The organism is Nonomuraea sp. JJY05 (assembly GCF_043496855.1).
Taxonomy (GTDB): domain Bacteria; phylum Actinomycetota; class Actinomycetes; order Streptosporangiales; family Streptosporangiaceae; genus Nonomuraea.
In genome coordinates this window covers 163,249-179,565 of sequence record NZ_JBIEIS010000019.1, presented here as the reverse complement: position 1 = coordinate 179,565, position 16,317 = coordinate 163,249, and the positions used below count along the sequence as shown (strand labels likewise).

Here is a 16,317-nt window from a genome sequence, read left to right as displayed (position 1 = left end):
GAACAAGCGAGCAGGTCTGGCCCGTTCATGCGCCGAGGGGGCGGCATGAGCAGGGCGGCACGAGCGCACCAGCGCCTGGCGGTCCGGTATTTCGACGACCGCATCCTGCTCACGGACACCTCCGCATGGGCGTACTTCCGCCTTCCGACGGTCAGCTACGAGTTCGTCACACCCGACGAGCGCGAGGCGCTGGCCACCAACATCACGATCGCGCTGGCCGCGATCAGGATGCCCGACGCCGAAGTGCACCTGAGGGTCGCGCACCGCACGTACCCCGCCGCCGAGTGGGCCATGACGCTCAACGCCACGTCCGACGAGGGGCCCGGCTGGCGCGACTACCTGGAGGAGATGTACCGGCACGTCTGGGCGAAGGACTTCTGGTCCAAGGAGGTCTACCTCGGCGTGCGGCTCGGCCCGCGCGGCAAGCAGCTCGGCGCCGGCGTGCTGTCCCAGCTCTTCGGCTTCTACCAGAAGACCGAGAAGGCACTCGGCATGGAGGACGACCACGTCCCCGACAGCGAGATCGGGCGCTGGACCGAGCAGGCCGAACGCCTCGGCCGGGCACTCACGTCGAGCGCCCTCTACGCCCGGCACGCCACCTCCGTCGAGGTGGCGTGGTTGTTCCAGCACGCGGCCGCGGGCGCGCTCGGTGACCCGCCGCCGTCGGCCAGCCCGAAGCGGCGCTGGGGCAAGGGCGAGATCGAGTCGCTGGTCGAGGGGGAGATCCACAACGGCAGGTCGCTGCTGCGCATCGTGCAGCCGCAGGGCGACTCGTACGTGGCCTACCTGTCGTTCGCGAGGTTCCCCGACCTCATGCCGTTCCCGGACGGCGAGCCGTGGATGCACTTCGCCGACCAGCTCGCCTTCCCCGTGGAGATCTCGTCGCGGATGCGGCTGATCCCGCCGGTCAAGGCGTCCAAGGACGTCGCGCGCAAGCTCGCGCACGCCCGCGACATGGACCACCACATCCGCGAGGCCGGCGCGGAGGCGCCGCTGGCGCTGGCCGAGCAGATTGACGCGGCCCGCATGCTGGAGCACGGCATCACGAAGGAACGGCTGCCCTTCGTGTACGGCTGGCACCGCCTGATCGTGTCGGCCCCCACCGAGGACATGTGCGTGCAGCGCGTGGAGGCGGTCGTCGAGCACTACCGCGACATGGGCATCGACGTGGTCAACTCGACGGGCGACCAGTTCTCGCTGTTCTGCGAGACGCTGCCGGGAGAGAAGGTACGCGTCAACGCCTACGCCCAGCGGCAGCCCCTGCGCACCATCGCGGGCGGCATGGCCACCGCCACCGTCGACCTCGGCGACCGGCTGGGCGACGGCACCGAGGGCTGGCTCGGCCCGTACATCGGCGAGACCGTCGGCAGGGCCCGCAGCATCGTGCACTTCGACCCGCTGGTGGCGGCCACCCGCAACCGGCCGACCGCCATCGCGATCACCGGCGAGCCCGGCGGCGGCAAGACCACGCTCGCGCTGCTGATGATCTACCAGATGGCGCTCAGGGGCGTGACGGTCGCGGTGATCGACCCGAAGGGCGACGCCGAGTCGCTGGTGCGGCTGCTGGAGAAGCGGGGCCGCAAGGCCCGCATCATCCCGCTGGGGTCGGCGGCGCCGGGGCTGCTCGACCCGTTCTCGTTCGGCGACGACATCGCGGCGAAGAAGACCATGGCCACCGAGACGCTGCGGCTGCTGCTGCCCCGCATGTCGGAGGAGCGCGAGTCGGCGATGATCCAGGCGGTGGCCGCGGTCTCCAACGCGCCCGACCCGTCGCTGGGCAAGGTCGTCGACTTCCTGGAGCAGGCCGACGACCCCGCGTCGAAGAACCTGGGCGCGGTGCTGCGCTCCATGTCGGAGATGCACCTGGCCAGGCTCTGCTTCGACCCCTCGGGCGGCGATCAGATCGACAGCGAGGGGTGGACGACCGTGTTCACGCTGGGCGGGCTGACGCTGCCCGACGTGGCCACGACCAGGGACGACTACTCCTACGAGCAGCGGCTGTCGGTGGCGCTGCTCTACCTGGTCTCCCAGTTCGCGCGCAGGCTGATGAACGGCCTCGACCGGCGCGCCCCCAAGGCGATCTTCCTGGACGAGGCGTGGGCGATCACCTCCACGCCCGAGGGCGCCAAGCTGGTGCCCGAGGTCAGCCGGATGGGCCGCTCCCGCAACACCGCTCTCGTGCTGGTCTCGCAGAACGCGGGCGACCTGCTCAACGAGCAGGTGACCAACTGCCTGTCGTCCGTCTTCGCGTTCAGGTCCACCGAACGGGTGGAGGTGGAGCACGTCATGTCCCTGCTCGGGGTGGAGCCGTCGGAAGAGCACAAGGCCGTGCTGCGCTCGCTCGGCAACGGCGAATGCGTATTCCGCGATCTGGATGGCAGGGCGGGGCGGATCGGAGTAGACCTGATCTCCGAGGAACTTCTCCGTTGGCTCGACACGAACCCGACGCACGACAAACCCGACGGCAGCGGGCATGATGATCTTCAGGGGGGCGTGGGCAGGGCGCAGGAGGTACGGTCATGAGGATCAGGCTGTCTCGACGGCTCGCACTGGCGCTCGCGCTCGTCACGAGCATTCTCGTGGTGCCGATCGTGGTGGGCGGGCTGTCTGCCCCGGCCGCCGCGGCACCCTGTGACCTGTCGGGCCCGCTCAACCCGGAGATGGTCGGCGGTGGCACCGACGGCCTGATCCAGGCGCCGGCCCCCGAGGGCGGGCCGCAGGCGCCGACCACCAACTACGCCCAGTTCGGCATGAGCGGCCAGTTCTGGCACACCCACGACCTGGGCTGCTCCGACTACGTGGCCGTGCTCGGCAACATGTGGGCCAACGGCATCTTCACCGCGGCCAAGGCCATCGACCGGCTGACGATCACCACGTACCAGGCGGCGGCGACGGAGGGACCGCTCCAGGCCATCAAGGACGTGGTCGACGACATCGTCACGAACCTGTCCAAGGCCATGTACTGGCCCTTCCTCCAGCCGATCGTCATCCTCGGCGCCATCTGGCTGGCCTGGTACGGGCTGATCCGCAAGCGCGCCACCACGACCGCCGAGGGCGTGATCTGGATGGTGCTGGCCGTCACCGTGGCGGTCTGGTTCCTCAGCCGTCCGGGCGACTTCACGGGCCTGGGCAAGGTCGTGACCGACAAGACCGGCGAGGTCGTCAACTCGGCCTTCTCCGGCCTGCCGGGCGCGGGCGGCGCCTCCTGCCTGCCGCCGCCCGGCGGGGGCGACGCGAAGGTCCAGGCGGGCGGCTACGCCCAGACGGGCACGCCGGGCGTCGACCAGAACGCCGACGCGCTGTGGTCCACGCTGGTCTGCAAGCCGTGGCTGGTGGGCCTGTTCGGCACCGCCGACCCGCAGCAGCCGATCGTGCGCGACTGGGGCCGCAAGGTGCTGGAGATGCAGTCGGTCCCGCGGGCCGTGGCCGGCCAGCCGGCGCCCGACGTGGGCGCCCGCCAGTCCGAGTACGCCTCGCTGGCCGACAAGCTCAAGAACGACCCCGTCTACACCGTCTTCTCCGGCCGTGACTGGTCCAACCGGCTCGGCGTGGCCGTCGGCGCGTTCATCGCGGCCATCGTGGCCGGGCTGCTCATCTTCCTGGTGGCGGTCTCGCTGCTGGTGCTGAAGGTGGGCTTCCTGCTGCTGCTGATCCTCGGGCCCGTGTTCCTGCTGATCGGCGTCCATCCGGGCAGCGGCCGGATCGTGGCCATGCGCTGGGTGGAGATGCTCGTCGGCACGCTGCTCAGACAGGCCGTGCTCACGCTGGTGCTCAGCGTCCTCGTCTACGGGTACGCGCTGATCATCTCCACGGCCATGCCATGGGGCCTGCAGGTGCTGTTCATGGCCCTGCTGACGATCGCGGTGTTCTTCTACCGCAGGCCGTTCCAGCACCTGTTCGCCTCGATGAACGGCCACACGGTCACCACCCGCATGCTGGGCGAGGCGGCGAGCTCGTCGGTCCTCGAGCGTTCCGCGGGCGCGCTGCCGCCGGTCGCCTCGGCCAGGATCGGCCGCTGGGGGCTGCGCAAGGCCGAGCCGATCATCAGGGCGGCCGGCGCGGCCAACCCGGCGGGCGCCGCGGCCACGGCGGCGGCCACCGCCGGTCAGGCCCGGGTACGCGCCGAGGAGGGCGAGGGCGTTCCCTCGGGCACCCGCGTGCCTGCCACGGCCGCGCCGCTGGACACCGACCAGCAGGGCGGCAAGGCGGCCGGCAGGGCTCCGATGGAGCCGCGCAGGGGCACGGCGCCGCCGCTCAACCTGTGCGCGCCCACCCGCACGCGCGGTCCGGCGGCGGGCGGCCCCCGGGTGGCCGGCGCGGCCGGGACCGGTGGCACCGCCGCCGGTGGCTCAGGCGGCTCAGGTGGCTCCGGCGGCGGCTCGGCGGGCGGCTGGTTCGGCGGCCGGTCCGGCGGCGGCTGGGCGTCCCGCGGCGGCTCGTCGTCGGGGTCGCGCGGTTCGTTCGGCGGCTCCCGGTTCGGCGGCTCGGGCGGCACGCGCTCTCGCGGGTCCGGCGGCGGGCTGCTCGGCCGCGGCTCGAATGGCTCGGGCGGCGGATCGCGAGGCGGCTCGGACGGTGGATCGCGGGGCGGCTCCGGCGGTGGCTCGGGTGGCGGGCTGTTCGGCGGCGGTTCGAGGTCCAACGGCGCCGCCCGGTCGGGCGGCGGCTCCAGGCCGTCCGGCCCCCGGATCTTCGGCTCGGACGAGCCCTCGTCCCGCGCCTCCGAGGCCCCGCCCCTCTGGCTGCGCGGCGGGCGCGACGGCGGCTCCGGAGGCGACAGCCCGGATGTGCCGTTCTGGCTCAAGCCGAGCAGCCCGGACAAGGACTGAACGAACATGGTGCAGCGAGGTGACAGGCGGGGGTTGGCCTTCGCCGCCGTCGTCGTGGTCATCGCCGCGGTCGGCATCTACCTGACCATGTGGCCCGACCCGGAGGAGCAGGCCGGGCCCAGCCAGGAGCCGGCCAGGGTCGCCAGCGCGCCGCCGACGTCCAACACGCCGCTCGCGACCGCGAGCGCCGCCCCGTTCGACATCTACTCGTACCTGCCGATGAAGAAGGAGCAGCTGGCCGCGACGGCTGACCTGGCCGAGCGGTTCACCGCCGAGTACGGCACCTTCAGGTACGACGAGGACCCGGCGGCGTACGCGACCCGCGTGAAGGCGTACACGACGGCCGAGCTCGGCAACGAGCTGACCAGGACCATGACCTCGGCGGGCACCGTCGAGCAGAACCGCAACGACCAGATCGTCTCCAAGGCCACGGCCAGGCTGAAGGAGATCAGGCAGATCGAGAAGAACTCCATCATCTTCGTGGTCGCCTCGGCCAGGCAGGTCACCGCCAAGAGCGGTAACCAGACGGCTCAGGAGGAGTACGCGGTCACGGTGACCCAGTCGGGAGCCGACTGGCGGATCTTCGACATCCGGCCTGCCGCGGAGGGTCAGGAGGGGGACACCTCGGGGTGAAGCTCTCACGTACCCGGCTCGCGCTGCTGGTCGGCGCCGCCGGTGTGCTGCTCCTGGTGGCGGTCATCGTGTCGCCGATGCTGCTCATCTCGATGCCGTCGTTCCTCAGCAACGGCGGCACCTCGCCCGACTGCAAGGACAACACGCAGGTGGAGGAGGTGTCCGACTCGGCGACGTCGGACATCCCGTCCGAATACCTGGAGTTCTACAAGGAGTACGGCAAGAAGATCGGCGTCCAGTGGAACATCCTGGCCGCCGTGGGCAAGCGCGAGACCGACCACGGCCGCTCCAACCTGCCGGGCGTCAAGAGCGGCACCAACTACGCGGGCGCGGCCGGGCCGATGCAGTTCCTGATCTCCACGTGGGGCGGCAAGGCCAGGGTCGCGATGTCGTCGAAGTTCACCGGCTACGCCTCCGACGGCGACGGCGACGGGGTGGGCGACGTCTACAACCCGGCCGACGCGATCCTGGGCGCCGCGCGGATGCTCAAGCGCAACGGCGCCCCGGAGAACGTCCGGCAGGCGCTGTTCGTCTACAACCGGGCCTGGTGGTACGTGGACCAGGTCGAGGCGATCGCCAGGAAATACGCCAAGTCGGGCGACGTCAAGGTGCCGCCGCAGGCTTCGGAGGAATGCGACGAATCGCTGGTGGAGGCCGCGCCGAGCGACATCGTGGCCAAGATTTTGGAATACGCCCTGGCGCAGCGCGGCAAGCCGTACCTCTGGGGCGGGACGGGGCCCGACGCGTTCGACTGCTCGGGCGTCATCTTCGCGGCCTACCGGGAGGCGGGGCTGACGATCCCGCGTACGACGTTCGGGCAGTGGCCGTTCGGCGTGAAGGTTTTAGACGGCCAGGAACAGCCCGGTGACCTGGTGTTCTTCAACGCCGGGCCGGGCACGTCCGCCGACAACCCCGGTCACGTCGGACTGGTCGTGTCGAAGGGCAAGATGCTGGAGGCCCGGTGCCGGCTGTGCGGGCCGATCAAGGTCACCAGCTACAAGGCGCGGGACAACCGCATCGGTTTCACCCGCCCCCTGCAGAACCCCGACGTGCTCGAGCAGCTGAAGAAGCTGCAGAATCCTTCCCTGTGAATGATTTCGACACGGTCGTGGTGGCCGCGGTGATCGTCGCCCCGGGCGCCCGGGTGCTGGCCGCCCAGCGCGCGGAGCCGCCGGCGCTCGCGGGTGGCTGGGAGTTCCCTGGCGGGAAGGTGGACCCCGGCGAGAGCGAGACGGCGGCGCTCGTCCGCGAGTGCCGCGAGGAGCTCGGCGTGGAGGTCACGGTGGGCGAGCAGGTGGGCGGGGACTGGGCGCTCTCCGAGGGGTACGTGCTGCGCGTGTGGCTGTGCTCGCTGCCCTCAGGGGTCCCGGAGGCGCGGGAGCACCTGGCGCTGCGGTGGCTGGGGCCCGGCGAGTACTACTCGGTCGAGTGGCTCGGGGCGGATCTGCCCGTGATGAAGACTGTGGAGAATCTGCTCCTTTCGCGGGATTAGGTGCTGCTTCCTTTCTGTGACAGAATGACTACCAAGAGTGACATCTGTCGCAACGGGGGAGTTGGGGAGTGATGCGGCGTGGCTGGATCATTGCAGGCGCACTGATCCTCGCGGCTGTGCCCTCCGTGCCTTTGGCGGCCTCCCAGGTGTCGCTGGTGCTGGAGCGGTTGAGCACGCCCGGGAAGTGGATCAGGACGGGCGACGTCCAGCGCTTCCGGGTGCGGCTGAACGGGATGGCCGACGGGGTCAAGGTGGCGGTGGCGGCCAGCCCTGCCTCGGCGCTGGCGCAGGTGTCCTGTGCCCCGCCGGCTCCTGGCACGCCCTCCGCGCCCGTGCCGGCCACGGGGATGGGCGCGGCCCGGGGCGGGGTGCGGGACGCGCGGGCCCTGGCGGCCCAGGCGCTGAACGTCACGGGCGGTTCGCTCCTGACGGGCACCGTCCCGCCCGGGACGCGGGTGTGCGAGCTGGGCGACCTCGCCGGTGAGCGGGCGGTGGACGTGACGCTCACCGCCCCGTCAGGGGCGAAGCAGGTGGTGCTCGCGGCGGTGGCCGGGATGCGGGCCGACTCGGGCGGTCCGGTCACGACCAAGACCAAGACCGCCGCCACGCGCGTCATGGACGAGGACGCGGGCTTCAGCGGCCCGGCGGTCCGCGTGAGCCCGGCGGAGCCCCAGGTCGGTACGCCGGCCGGCGTGACCCCGGGGAGGACCCGCGCGTACGCCGAGGCGAAGGAACGACTCCTCGCTCAACTGCAGGCGCCCGCCCCGCCCGCGGGGGCCTGGGCGAAGGTGCAGGCCGACGGGGCGGAGATCGCCGGGGCGCATGCCAGACGCCGTGTGCTGGCCGGGGCCGGAGTGCTGCTCGAAGGGCAGTGGCCCGCTGAAGCGGCCGCGCCGCGGCGTGAGGCGGCCGGAGGGACCGCGCGCCGGTTGAGAGGCCTCGGCATGCCGCAGGCCCCCCGGCAGCCGCAGGCGATGCCACAGTGGCCCCAGGGCGCCGGGCTCTCTCAAGCCATGCCACAGGCGCCCGGGCTGCCTCACGCCGCTCCGCAGCTGCCTCAGGGGCTGCAGCGGCTGCCTCAGGCTGTGCCGCAGCCGCCACAGGGCCTGCAGCGGCTGCCTCAAGCCGTTCCGCAGCTGCCCCAGGGTCTGCCGCAGTTGCCTCAGGGCCTGCCGCAGGTGCCGCGGCTGCCGGAGGCCGTGCCGCAGCCGGTGCCCGGCGCCGCGCCCGTGCCGGCCCTGCCCGGCGCGCTACCGCAGGGCGTCGCAGGTTCGCTCCCGCAGGGCATCGCCGGCGTGCCGGCCGTGCCCGGCATGGCGGCGCCGCAAGCCGCTCCAGGAGTGGCCGGGCAGTCCGCACGCGGCGCCGAAGGCGTGGTGCCGCTGCCGTGGAATGTGGCCGTGGCGCGGAAGCGCCCTCGCCCTGCCGCGTGGGTGAGCCCGCTGGACGGTCCGAAAGGGCTGCCGATGGTCGCCGGAGGCATCGGAGTGCTGCTGGGAGCCCTGTGGTTGATTGGCACGGTGCAAAGACGCCGAAAAAGCAAAACGTAGGTTAATCCGGGCTTTACTGTTACTTTGACCCGACTAGTATTCCCTTGACCATGGTTCCGGGATACGCGGAGGGCACCGGTGGCACGCACGCGAGCGACGGCCGCGTCCGCCGTCGTCTTGGCGCTGGGTTTGGCCGGCGTCGGAGCGACCCCGTTCATCGTGCAGAGCGCGAGCGCGTCCGTGTCGGCGTACCAGCCGGTCGATCCCTGTGACGTCGGCGAGGTGTGCGACACCACGCCGGAGACCACCGTGACGGTCACCGAGACGGCGGGCACGCCGGAGCCGGAGGAGCCGGAGACGACGATCACCAAGACCGTCACCTCCACTCCGACGAAGGCGAGCAAGACACCCAAGCCGACGAAGAGCTCGACGCCTCCGGCGACCACCAGCGCTCCGCCGCAGCAGAACCAGAACCCCCAGCCGCTGCCCACCCAGACGATCGAGACGGCCCCGACCCCCTCGCAGGCCACCTCCGAGCCGTCCGTCGACATCCCGGAGGTCGCGTCCTCCGAGCCGGTCACGGCGCCGTCGGCGCAGCCGAGCGACACGCAGCCCGCCTCCTCCGAGGAGGTGCCGCTGGAGCTGCGCAACGCGGCGCCGGAGTTCGACCAGAAGTCGCTGACGCAGAAGCTCAGCATCCCGGCGCTGGTGCTGGTCCTGCTCGCGCTCTTCGCCGTCCTGATCTTCGAGGGACGGCTGCGCAGGATGGCCCACGCGGCGGCCGTGCGGAAGGCCGGGCCGCAGATGGGCCGGCCGGACATGCCGCCTCCTCCGGGTGGCGGCTATCCCGCGGGACCCGGTTACTACGCGACGGCGGGCTTCCCGGCGCCCGGCTATCCGGGCGGCACGGCGTACGCGCCGATCATCAGCTTCGTCCCCGTGCAGACGTATCCGAGCGCCCCGGTCCCCGGTTACGAGGAGCACCCGTACCCGCCCCAGGGTTACGCGCAGGAGGCCCCGACGCCGCCGGTGGCGGAGCCCGTGGTGCTGCACCCGGACGAGTTCGACTCCTTCAACCACGAGCCGCCCAAGCCCAAGGAGTTCCGCGACCCGTTCGAGCCGCTGGTGCCGGCGGACCCGCCGCCGGCGGACATCCCGCCGGGCGGCGGCGACCCGTACGAGGTCCCCGGCCAGGAGCGCCCGCTGGGCCCGGTCTCGGCGGCGGAGACGGGCGACTCGGAGCCGTGGCAGGGCGGTGGCTCCCTGTTCGACCCGCCGGTCCGCAACCAGGAGCAGCAGGCGTACGACCCGCCGCCCTACCTGGCGCCGGACGCGGAGGCGACCGTCGTCCAGCCGCTGCCGCCGGGGCCCGGGCAGCCGGAGCAGACCAAGGAGATGCCGGATCCCAAGCGCAGGCGCTGGGGCCGCAAGAAGTAGCCGGGAAACGAGATGAGGGGGCTGGAGATCCAGCCCCCTCATTCGTTCGGGCCTACTTGGCGCGCTTGAAGATCTTGTTGCCGAGCCACACCAGCGGGTCGTACTTGCGGTCCGCCACGCGCTCCTTCATCGGGATCAGCGCGTTGTCGGTGATCTTGATGTGCTCGGGGCAGACCTCGGTGCAGCACTTGGTGATGTTGCAGTAGCCGAGCCCGTGCTGGTCCTGCGCCGCCTCCTGGCGGTCGGCCACATCGTATGGGTGCATGTCCAGCTCGGCGATCCGCATGAGGAACCGGGGGCCGGAGAAGTCGGCCTTGTTCTCCTCGTGGTCACGGATGACGTGGCAGACGTTGTTGCACATGAAGCACTCGATGCACTTGCGGAACTCCTGGGACCGCTCGACATCGACCTGCTGCATCCGGTACTCGCCGGGCCGTACGCCGGCCGGAGGCGTGAAGGACGGGACCTCCCGCGCCTTCTGGTAGTTGAACGACACGTCCGTCACCAGGTCCTTGATGACCGGGAACGTCCGCATCGGCGTGACCGTGATGGTCTCGTCCTCCTCGAAGGTGGACATCCGGGTCATGCAGCCCAGGCGCGGCTTGCCGTTGATCTCCATGCTGCACGAGCCGCACTTGCCCGCCTTGCAGTTCCAGCGCACCGCCAGGTCGGGCGCCTGCGTGGCCTGCAGCCGGTGGATGATGTCGAGGACGACCTCGCCCTCGTTCACCTCGACGGTGAAGTCCTCGAGCTTGCCCTCACCGCCTTCACCGCGCCAGACCTTGAACTTCGCCTTGTAGCTCATTTCGAAATCCCGTCGAACTCGGTCATCTCTTCGTCGGTGAGGTACTTCTTCAGCTCGTCCCGGTCGAACAGCGTGATCAGGTCGTCCCGCATGGCCGGCTGGAGCTTCTCCTCGACCTTGACCGTGGAGCCGTCCTCGGTGGAGCAGACGAGCAGCTTGCGGCGCCATTCCGGGTTCATCCCGGGGAAGTCGTCGCGGGTGTGCCCGCCGCGGCTCTCCTCGCGCAGCAGAGCGGCGCGCGCCACGCACTGCGAGACCAGCACCATGTTGCGCAGGTCGATCGCGAGGTGCCAGCCGGGGTTGTAGATCCGGGACCCGGCCGCGCCGACCACCTGCGCGCGCTCCTTGAGCTTCTCCACGACCTGGAGCGCCTCGGAGACCTCCTCGGCCTTGCGGATGATGCCGACCAGGTCGTTCATCGTCCGCTGGAGCTCGTGGTGGACCTCGTACGGGTTCTCGCCGTCGCGCCCCAGCGGCGCCAGCGCCTCCTGGCGGGCCTCCTCCACGAGCTCGGGCAGGACCTTGGGACGGGCCTCCAGCGAGTCCACGTACGCCGCCGCGCCCGCGCCCGCCCGGCGCCCGAACACCAGCAGGTCGGACAGCGAGTTGCCGCCCAGCCGGTTGGAGCCGTGCATGCCGCCGGACACCTCGCCCGCGGCGAAGAGTCCCGGCACGGCCGCCGCGCCGGTGTCGGCGTCCACCTCGACGCCGCCCATGATGTAGTGGCAGGTCGGGCCCACCTGCATGGGCTCGGCGGTGATGTCGACGTCGGCCAGCTCCTTGAACTGGTGGTGCATCGACGGCAGCCGCTTCTTGATCTCCTCGGCGGGCAGCCGGGTCGAGACGTCGAGGAAGACGCCGCCCTGCGGTGAGCCGCGACCGGCCTTCACCTCGGCGTTGATCGCGCGGGCCACCTCGTCACGCGGCAGGAGCTCCGGCGGGCGCCGGTTGTTGGCCTGGTCGGTGTACCAGCGGTCGCCCTCCTCCTCCGTGGTCGCGTACTTGTCCTTGAAGACGTCCGGGATGTAGTCGAACATGAAGCGCTTGCCCTCGGAGTTGCGCAGCACGCCGCCGTCACCGCGGACGGACTCGGTGACGAGGATGCCGCGCACGGAGGGCGGCCAGACCATCCCGGTGGGGTGGAACTGGATGAACTCCATGTTGATCAGGTTGGCGCCGGCGAGCAGGGCCAGGGCGTGGCCGTCGCCGGTGTACTCCCAGGAGTTGGACGTGACGACGTACGACTTGCCGATGCCGCCGGTGGCCAGGACCACGGTGGGCGCGTCGAAAAGGATGAAGTTCCCGGTCTCGCGCCAGTAGCCGAACGCGCCCGCGATCCGGTCCCCGTCCTTGAGCAGCCGCGTGACCGTGCACTCGGCGAAGACCTTGATGTAGGCCTCGTAGTCGCCGTGCTTCTCGTAGTCCTCCTGCTGGAGGGCGACGACGCGCTGCTGCAGCGTGCGGATCAGCTCCAGGCCGGTACGGTCGCCCACGTGTGCGAGCCGCGGGTACTCGTGCCCGCCGAAGTTCCGCTGGCTGATCTTGCCGTCCTTGGTGCGGTCGAACAGCGCGCCCCAGGCCTCCAGCTCCCAGACGCGGTCGGGCGCCTCCTTGGCGTGCAGCTCGGCCATCCGCCAGTTGTTGAGGAACTTGCCGCCCCGCATGGTGTCACGGAAGTGCACCATCCAGTTGTCGTCGGAGTTGACGTTGCCCATCGCGGCGGCCGCGCCGCCCTCGGCCATGACCGTGTGGGCCTTGCCGAACAGCGACTTGCACACGATCGCCGTCTTCTTGCCCTGCTGGCGGGCCTCGATCGCGGCCCGCAGGCCGGCGCCGCCCGCGCCGATGACGACGACGTCGTATTCGTGACGCTCTGTGTTAAGCGAGTTATCCACTGAAGCTGGTCCTTACGCGTACGGGAAGGCGATGATGCCCTTGGCCACCAGGCGGACATACAGGTCGGCGCCCATGACGGAGAACATCGAGGCCCACGCGAGGGGTTGGTGCTTGGCGTTGAGCTTGGACACGAACGTCCAGGCCCGGTAGCGCAGCGGGTGGCGAGAGAAGTGGTTGAGCCTGCCCGCGGTGATGTGCCTGCAGGAGTGGCACGACAGCGAGTAGGCGTTGATCAGGACGGCGTTGACGACCAGGATCCAGGTGCCCAGGCCGGTCGGCTTGTGGACGAGCGCCAGGACGGCGTCGTAGGCCAGGATGAGGCCGATCACGATGGCCGCGTAGAAGAAGTAGCGGTGCACGTTCTGCAGGATCAGCGGGAAGCGCCGCTCGCCGGTGTACTTGCCGTGCGGCTCCTGGACGGCGCACGCCGGAGGCGAGAGCCAGAAGGAGCGATAGTAGGACTTGCGGTAGTAGTAGCAGGTAAGCCGGAAACCGCCCGGCAGGCCGAGGATCAGCAGCCCCGGCGGGAGTGCGTACCAGTCGCCGAACGGCGCCAGGCCGAACAGCCGGGCTCCCTCGGGACATGACGTCGCCAGACAGGGCGACGAGAACGGCGCTATGTAGGGATCGACGAAATAGCTGTTGTCGATGATCGCCCACACGCCGTAGACAAGGAATGAGCTGAGCCCGAGGAACGTCAGCAGCGGCACAAGCCACCATCGGTCGGTGCGCAGGGTGCGCACCTTGACTTGCGCTCGCTGCCTTCTGACCGGAGCGTCGGGCGTAGTCTGGGTCATCGCGGACCTCTCCACCTCCCGCGGACCCGTCGCGCAGGGGGTCCGTGGTTTTCGTATTCGCTGGGCGCGCGGGCGGCGAGCGACCGCTCAGGCGCGCGTTGGTGGGGGATACGTTACGACGACAGCATGCGAATTTGTGAGCGGGGTCACTCACAATTTCGATGACTAGCTGTGATTCCTGTCACGTACGCCCGTCAGGGGCGCTGCCCGTGGGCGGGCAACTTAACCACAGTCACGAAAAAATCATCTATCTGCCGGACAACCCGGATAAATTGCTCAAAGTCCACCGGTTTGGACACATACGCATTGGCATGCAACCGGTAGCTGTGCAGGATGTCCTCCTCCGCCTCAGAGGTCGTCAGGATCACCACCGGGATCGTCCGCAACCCGGCGTCGGCCTTGACCTCGGCCAGCACCTCCAGGCCGCTCATCCTCGGCAGGTTGAGGTCGAGCAGGATGAGGTCCGGCCTCGGCGCGTCGGCGAATCCGTCCTCATTGCGCAGGAACGCCATCGCCTGCTCGCCGTCGTTGACCACGTTGAGGCGGTTTCGCACCTTGTTGAAGTCGAAGGCCTCCTTGGTGAGCAGGATGTCCCCCTGGTCATCCTCCACCAGAAGCACCTCGATGGGGCGCCCCTCATTCATCGTCGTCTCCCGCGGCCGGCAGCGTCCAGCGGAACGTCGTGCCCTGGCCCTCGGCCTCGCCGTCGAGCCAGAGCTGTCCGCCGTGGTACTCGACGATCTTGCGGCAAAGTGCCAGCCCGATGCCAGTACCCGGGTACACGTCGCGGGGGTGGAGTCGCTGGAAGATCAGGAAGATGCGGTCGGCGTACTTGGGCTCGACCCCGATGCCGTTGTCGGAGCAGCTGAACTCCCACATGCCGCCGGACCTGGTGGCCCCGATGTGGATGCGCGGGGGCTCCTCGGAGCGGAACTTGACGGCGTTCTCGATGAGGTTCTGGAACAGCTGGGTGAGCTGCACCCGGTTGCCCTTGACCGCGGGCAGCTCGTCCCTGGTGACCGTGGCCTCGCTGTCCTCGATCGTGGCCGACAGGTTGTCCAGCGCCGTGTCGAGCGCCTTCCCCGAGTCGACCGTAATCCTCCCGCCGGTCACCCGGCCGACCCTGGAGAAGTCGAGCAGGTCGTTGATCAGCAGCTGCATGCGCTTGGCGCCGTCGACCGCGTAGTGAATGTACTGCTTGGCCCGCTCGTCGAGCTCGGAGCCGTAGCGCTGCTCCAGCATCTGCGTGAAGCTGGCGACCTTGCGCAGCGGCTCCTGCAGGTCGTGGCTGGCCACGTACGCGAACTGCTCCAGCTCCCCGTTGGACCTGCGCAGCTCCTCGGCCTGGTCGTCGGCCGTCCGCCAGGCCGACACGATGCGCCTGCGCATGGAGTCGACGTGGCTGGACAGCTCGGCCAGCTCCGCCGGCCTGTCGACGTGCAGGGCGTGGTCGAAGTCGCCGGCGGCCACGGTGCGGACCTGCAGGGCGAGCTGGTCGATGGGTTTCAGCACGGCGTACCGGATGATGAAGGCCAGCGCGATGCCGAACGCGGCCATCACCGCGAAGAGCACGATCAGCGCCATGTTGAGCTGGTCGAGCTGCTCCTCGACGGCGGGCACCCGCGCCAGCGCGCGGGCGCGCGCGCTGAACATCATGGCCACCACGATCCCGGCCAGGAACACGACACCGGCCACCAGGCCCATGATCAGGAACCAGCGGGCCACGGGCAGCCTGCCCAGCCCGATCGGCTCCTTGGGGGGAGGCAGCGGGTTGATGCTCATCGTCTCCTCCTCCGGACCAGGACCACGGCGAGGTCGTCGCTCAGCGTGCCCACGTGGGTGATGAGCCGGTCGAGATCGATGGCGCCGTGCTCGCGTACGAGATCGAGCAGGCCCTCCACGCCGAGCAGCTCTTCGCCCTCGCCCACCGCGGCCTCGATCAGGCCGTCGGTGTAGAGCATCATGGACCACTCGTCGCCCAGCGGCACGTCGATGACCGACCACTCCGCGTCCGAGAAGATCCCGAGCGGCGGTCCGGAAGGCGCGCCGCCGACCACCTGGACCTCGCCGTCGCGCACCAGCACCGGCGGCGGGTGCCCGACCACGCGCATCCTGGCGTGCCGCAGGTCGGGGCTGAGCGTGGCCATGCACAGGGTGGTGAAGATCTCGGGGGTGTTCCGCTCGGCCCGCAACAGGGCGTCCATCGTGCGCAGCAGCGTGTCGTCCGTCTGGCCGGCGAGGACCAGCGTGCGCCAGGCGATGCGCAGCGCCACACCGAGCGCCGCCTCGTCGGGGCCGTGCCCGCAGACGTCGCCGATCACGATGTGCACCGAGCCGTCCGGCGTCTGAACGGTGTCGAAGAAGTCGCCGGCCAGCGTGCCGCCGCTGCCCGGCAGGTAGCGGGTGACGTGCTCGATCGCGTCGGTACGCAGCAGGGGGCCGGGGAGCAGGGCGCCCTGCAGCCTGGCGTTCTCCTTGGCCGTCAGCTCCGCCTGCACGAGGCTGAGATGGGCCAGGTCGGCCCGCTTGCGCTCCATCGAGTATCGGATGGCCCTGGCCAGCAGCCGCTCGTCGACGTCGCCTTTGACCAGGTAGTCCTGCGCGCCGGCCTGGACGGCGGCCACCCCCACGTGCGCGTCCCTGAGCCCGGTGAGGACCAGCACGGCGGTGTGCGGCGCCAGCGCGAGGACCGCTTCCAGGGCCTCCAGGCCGCTGGCGTCGGGCAGCGAGAGATCGACCAGCACGCACTGGATCTGGGACGTCAGCTTGGCCTTGGCCTCCTCCAGGCTGCGCGCCCAGAAGACCTTCGGCGGCGCGAGGGCCTGTTTGAGCAGCTCCTCCACGAGGAAGGCGTCGCCGTCGTCGTCCTCGATCAGGAGCAGCGTCAGCGTCTCCGAAAGATGTGCCGTCAAAACGCCTCACCAGGGAGTCGGTCCGT

At 70.3% G+C, this 16,317-nt stretch carries 13 protein-coding genes; 7 read left to right on the top strand and 6 right to left on the bottom strand.

Translation table 11 applies throughout. The features are described from left to right. Window positions 1-45 precede the first annotated feature (45 nt). The 7 genes from ACFKCF_RS29535 to ACFKCF_RS29505 all read left to right on the top strand — a co-directional run bounded on the left by ACFKCF_RS29535 (window position 46) and on the right by ACFKCF_RS29505 (window position 9,881). A complete protein-coding gene (locus tag ACFKCF_RS29535; RefSeq protein WP_394498525.1) occupies window positions 46-2,523 on the top strand; it encodes an ATP-binding protein in 2,478 nt (825 codons plus the stop codon). Beyond that, window positions 2,520-4,829, top strand: a complete 2,310-nt coding sequence (locus ACFKCF_RS29530; RefSeq protein ID WP_394498524.1) for a type IV secretion system protein — start codon at window positions 2,520-2,522, stop codon at window positions 4,827-4,829. Before ACFKCF_RS29535 ends, ACFKCF_RS29530 begins: the two co-directional genes overlap by 4 nt. A 6-nt stretch (window positions 4,830-4,835) precedes the next feature. Then, window positions 4,836-5,462: a hypothetical protein gene (locus ACFKCF_RS29525; protein ID WP_394498523.1), complete on the top strand. Its 627-nt coding sequence runs from the start codon at window positions 4,836-4,838 to the stop codon at window positions 5,460-5,462. After that, the gene (locus ACFKCF_RS29520; protein WP_394498522.1) at window positions 5,459-6,553 is read left to right on the top strand and encodes an NlpC/P60 family protein; all 1,095 of its coding nucleotides are present in this window, start codon (window positions 5,459-5,461) and stop codon (window positions 6,551-6,553) included. Before ACFKCF_RS29525 ends, ACFKCF_RS29520 begins: the two co-directional genes overlap by 4 nt. Further along, window positions 6,550-6,954, top strand: coding sequence for a (deoxy)nucleoside triphosphate pyrophosphohydrolase (locus ACFKCF_RS29515; RefSeq protein ID WP_394498521.1), 405 nt, complete (start codon window positions 6,550-6,552; stop codon window positions 6,952-6,954). The genes ACFKCF_RS29520 and ACFKCF_RS29515 overlap by 4 nt, the downstream gene beginning before the upstream one ends. Before the next feature lie 116 nt (window positions 6,955-7,070). Beyond that, complete coding sequence (locus tag ACFKCF_RS29510; protein ID WP_394498520.1) at window positions 7,071-8,504, top strand: hypothetical protein; 1,434 nt, start codon at window positions 7,071-7,073, stop codon at window positions 8,502-8,504. Between the two features lie 78 nt (window positions 8,505-8,582). Further along, entirely contained in the window at window positions 8,583-9,881 is a 1,299-nt protein-coding gene (locus ACFKCF_RS29505; protein WP_394498519.1) for a hypothetical protein, read from the top strand. Between the two features lie 52 nt (window positions 9,882-9,933). Here the strand turns inward: ACFKCF_RS29505 and ACFKCF_RS29500 are convergent, their stop codons facing one another. From ACFKCF_RS29500 to ACFKCF_RS29475, 6 genes are all read right to left on the bottom strand, one after another. Further along, window positions 9,934-10,686 carry a succinate dehydrogenase/fumarate reductase iron-sulfur subunit gene (locus ACFKCF_RS29500; protein WP_394498518.1) on the bottom strand — a complete coding sequence of 251 codons (753 nt, stop codon included), beginning with the start codon at window positions 10,684-10,686 and terminating at the stop codon, window positions 9,934-9,936. Then, on the bottom strand, window positions 10,683-12,581 hold the full coding sequence (locus ACFKCF_RS29495; RefSeq protein WP_394498517.1) for a fumarate reductase/succinate dehydrogenase flavoprotein subunit: 1,899 nt from the start codon (window positions 12,579-12,581) through the stop codon (window positions 10,683-10,685). Before ACFKCF_RS29495 ends, ACFKCF_RS29500 begins: the two co-directional genes overlap by 4 nt. 12 nt (window positions 12,582-12,593) lie before the next feature. Next, entirely contained in the window at window positions 12,594-13,379 is a 786-nt protein-coding gene (locus tag ACFKCF_RS29490; protein ID WP_394498516.1) for a hypothetical protein, read from the bottom strand. Window positions 13,380-13,573: 194 nt separating this feature from the next. Next, window positions 13,574-14,023 carry a response regulator gene (locus ACFKCF_RS29485; RefSeq protein ID WP_394498515.1) on the bottom strand — a complete coding sequence of 150 codons (450 nt, stop codon included), beginning with the start codon at window positions 14,021-14,023 and terminating at the stop codon, window positions 13,574-13,576. After that, the gene (locus tag ACFKCF_RS29480; protein WP_394498514.1) at window positions 14,016-15,161 is read right to left on the bottom strand and encodes an ATP-binding protein; all 1,146 of its coding nucleotides are present in this window, start codon (window positions 15,159-15,161) and stop codon (window positions 14,016-14,018) included. The genes ACFKCF_RS29485 and ACFKCF_RS29480 overlap by 8 nt, the downstream gene beginning before the upstream one ends. Further along, window positions 15,158-16,291, bottom strand: a complete 1,134-nt coding sequence (locus tag ACFKCF_RS29475; RefSeq protein WP_394498513.1) for a PP2C family protein-serine/threonine phosphatase — start codon at window positions 16,289-16,291, stop codon at window positions 15,158-15,160. The genes ACFKCF_RS29480 and ACFKCF_RS29475 overlap by 4 nt, the downstream gene beginning before the upstream one ends. Window positions 16,292-16,317 lie beyond the last annotated feature (26 nt).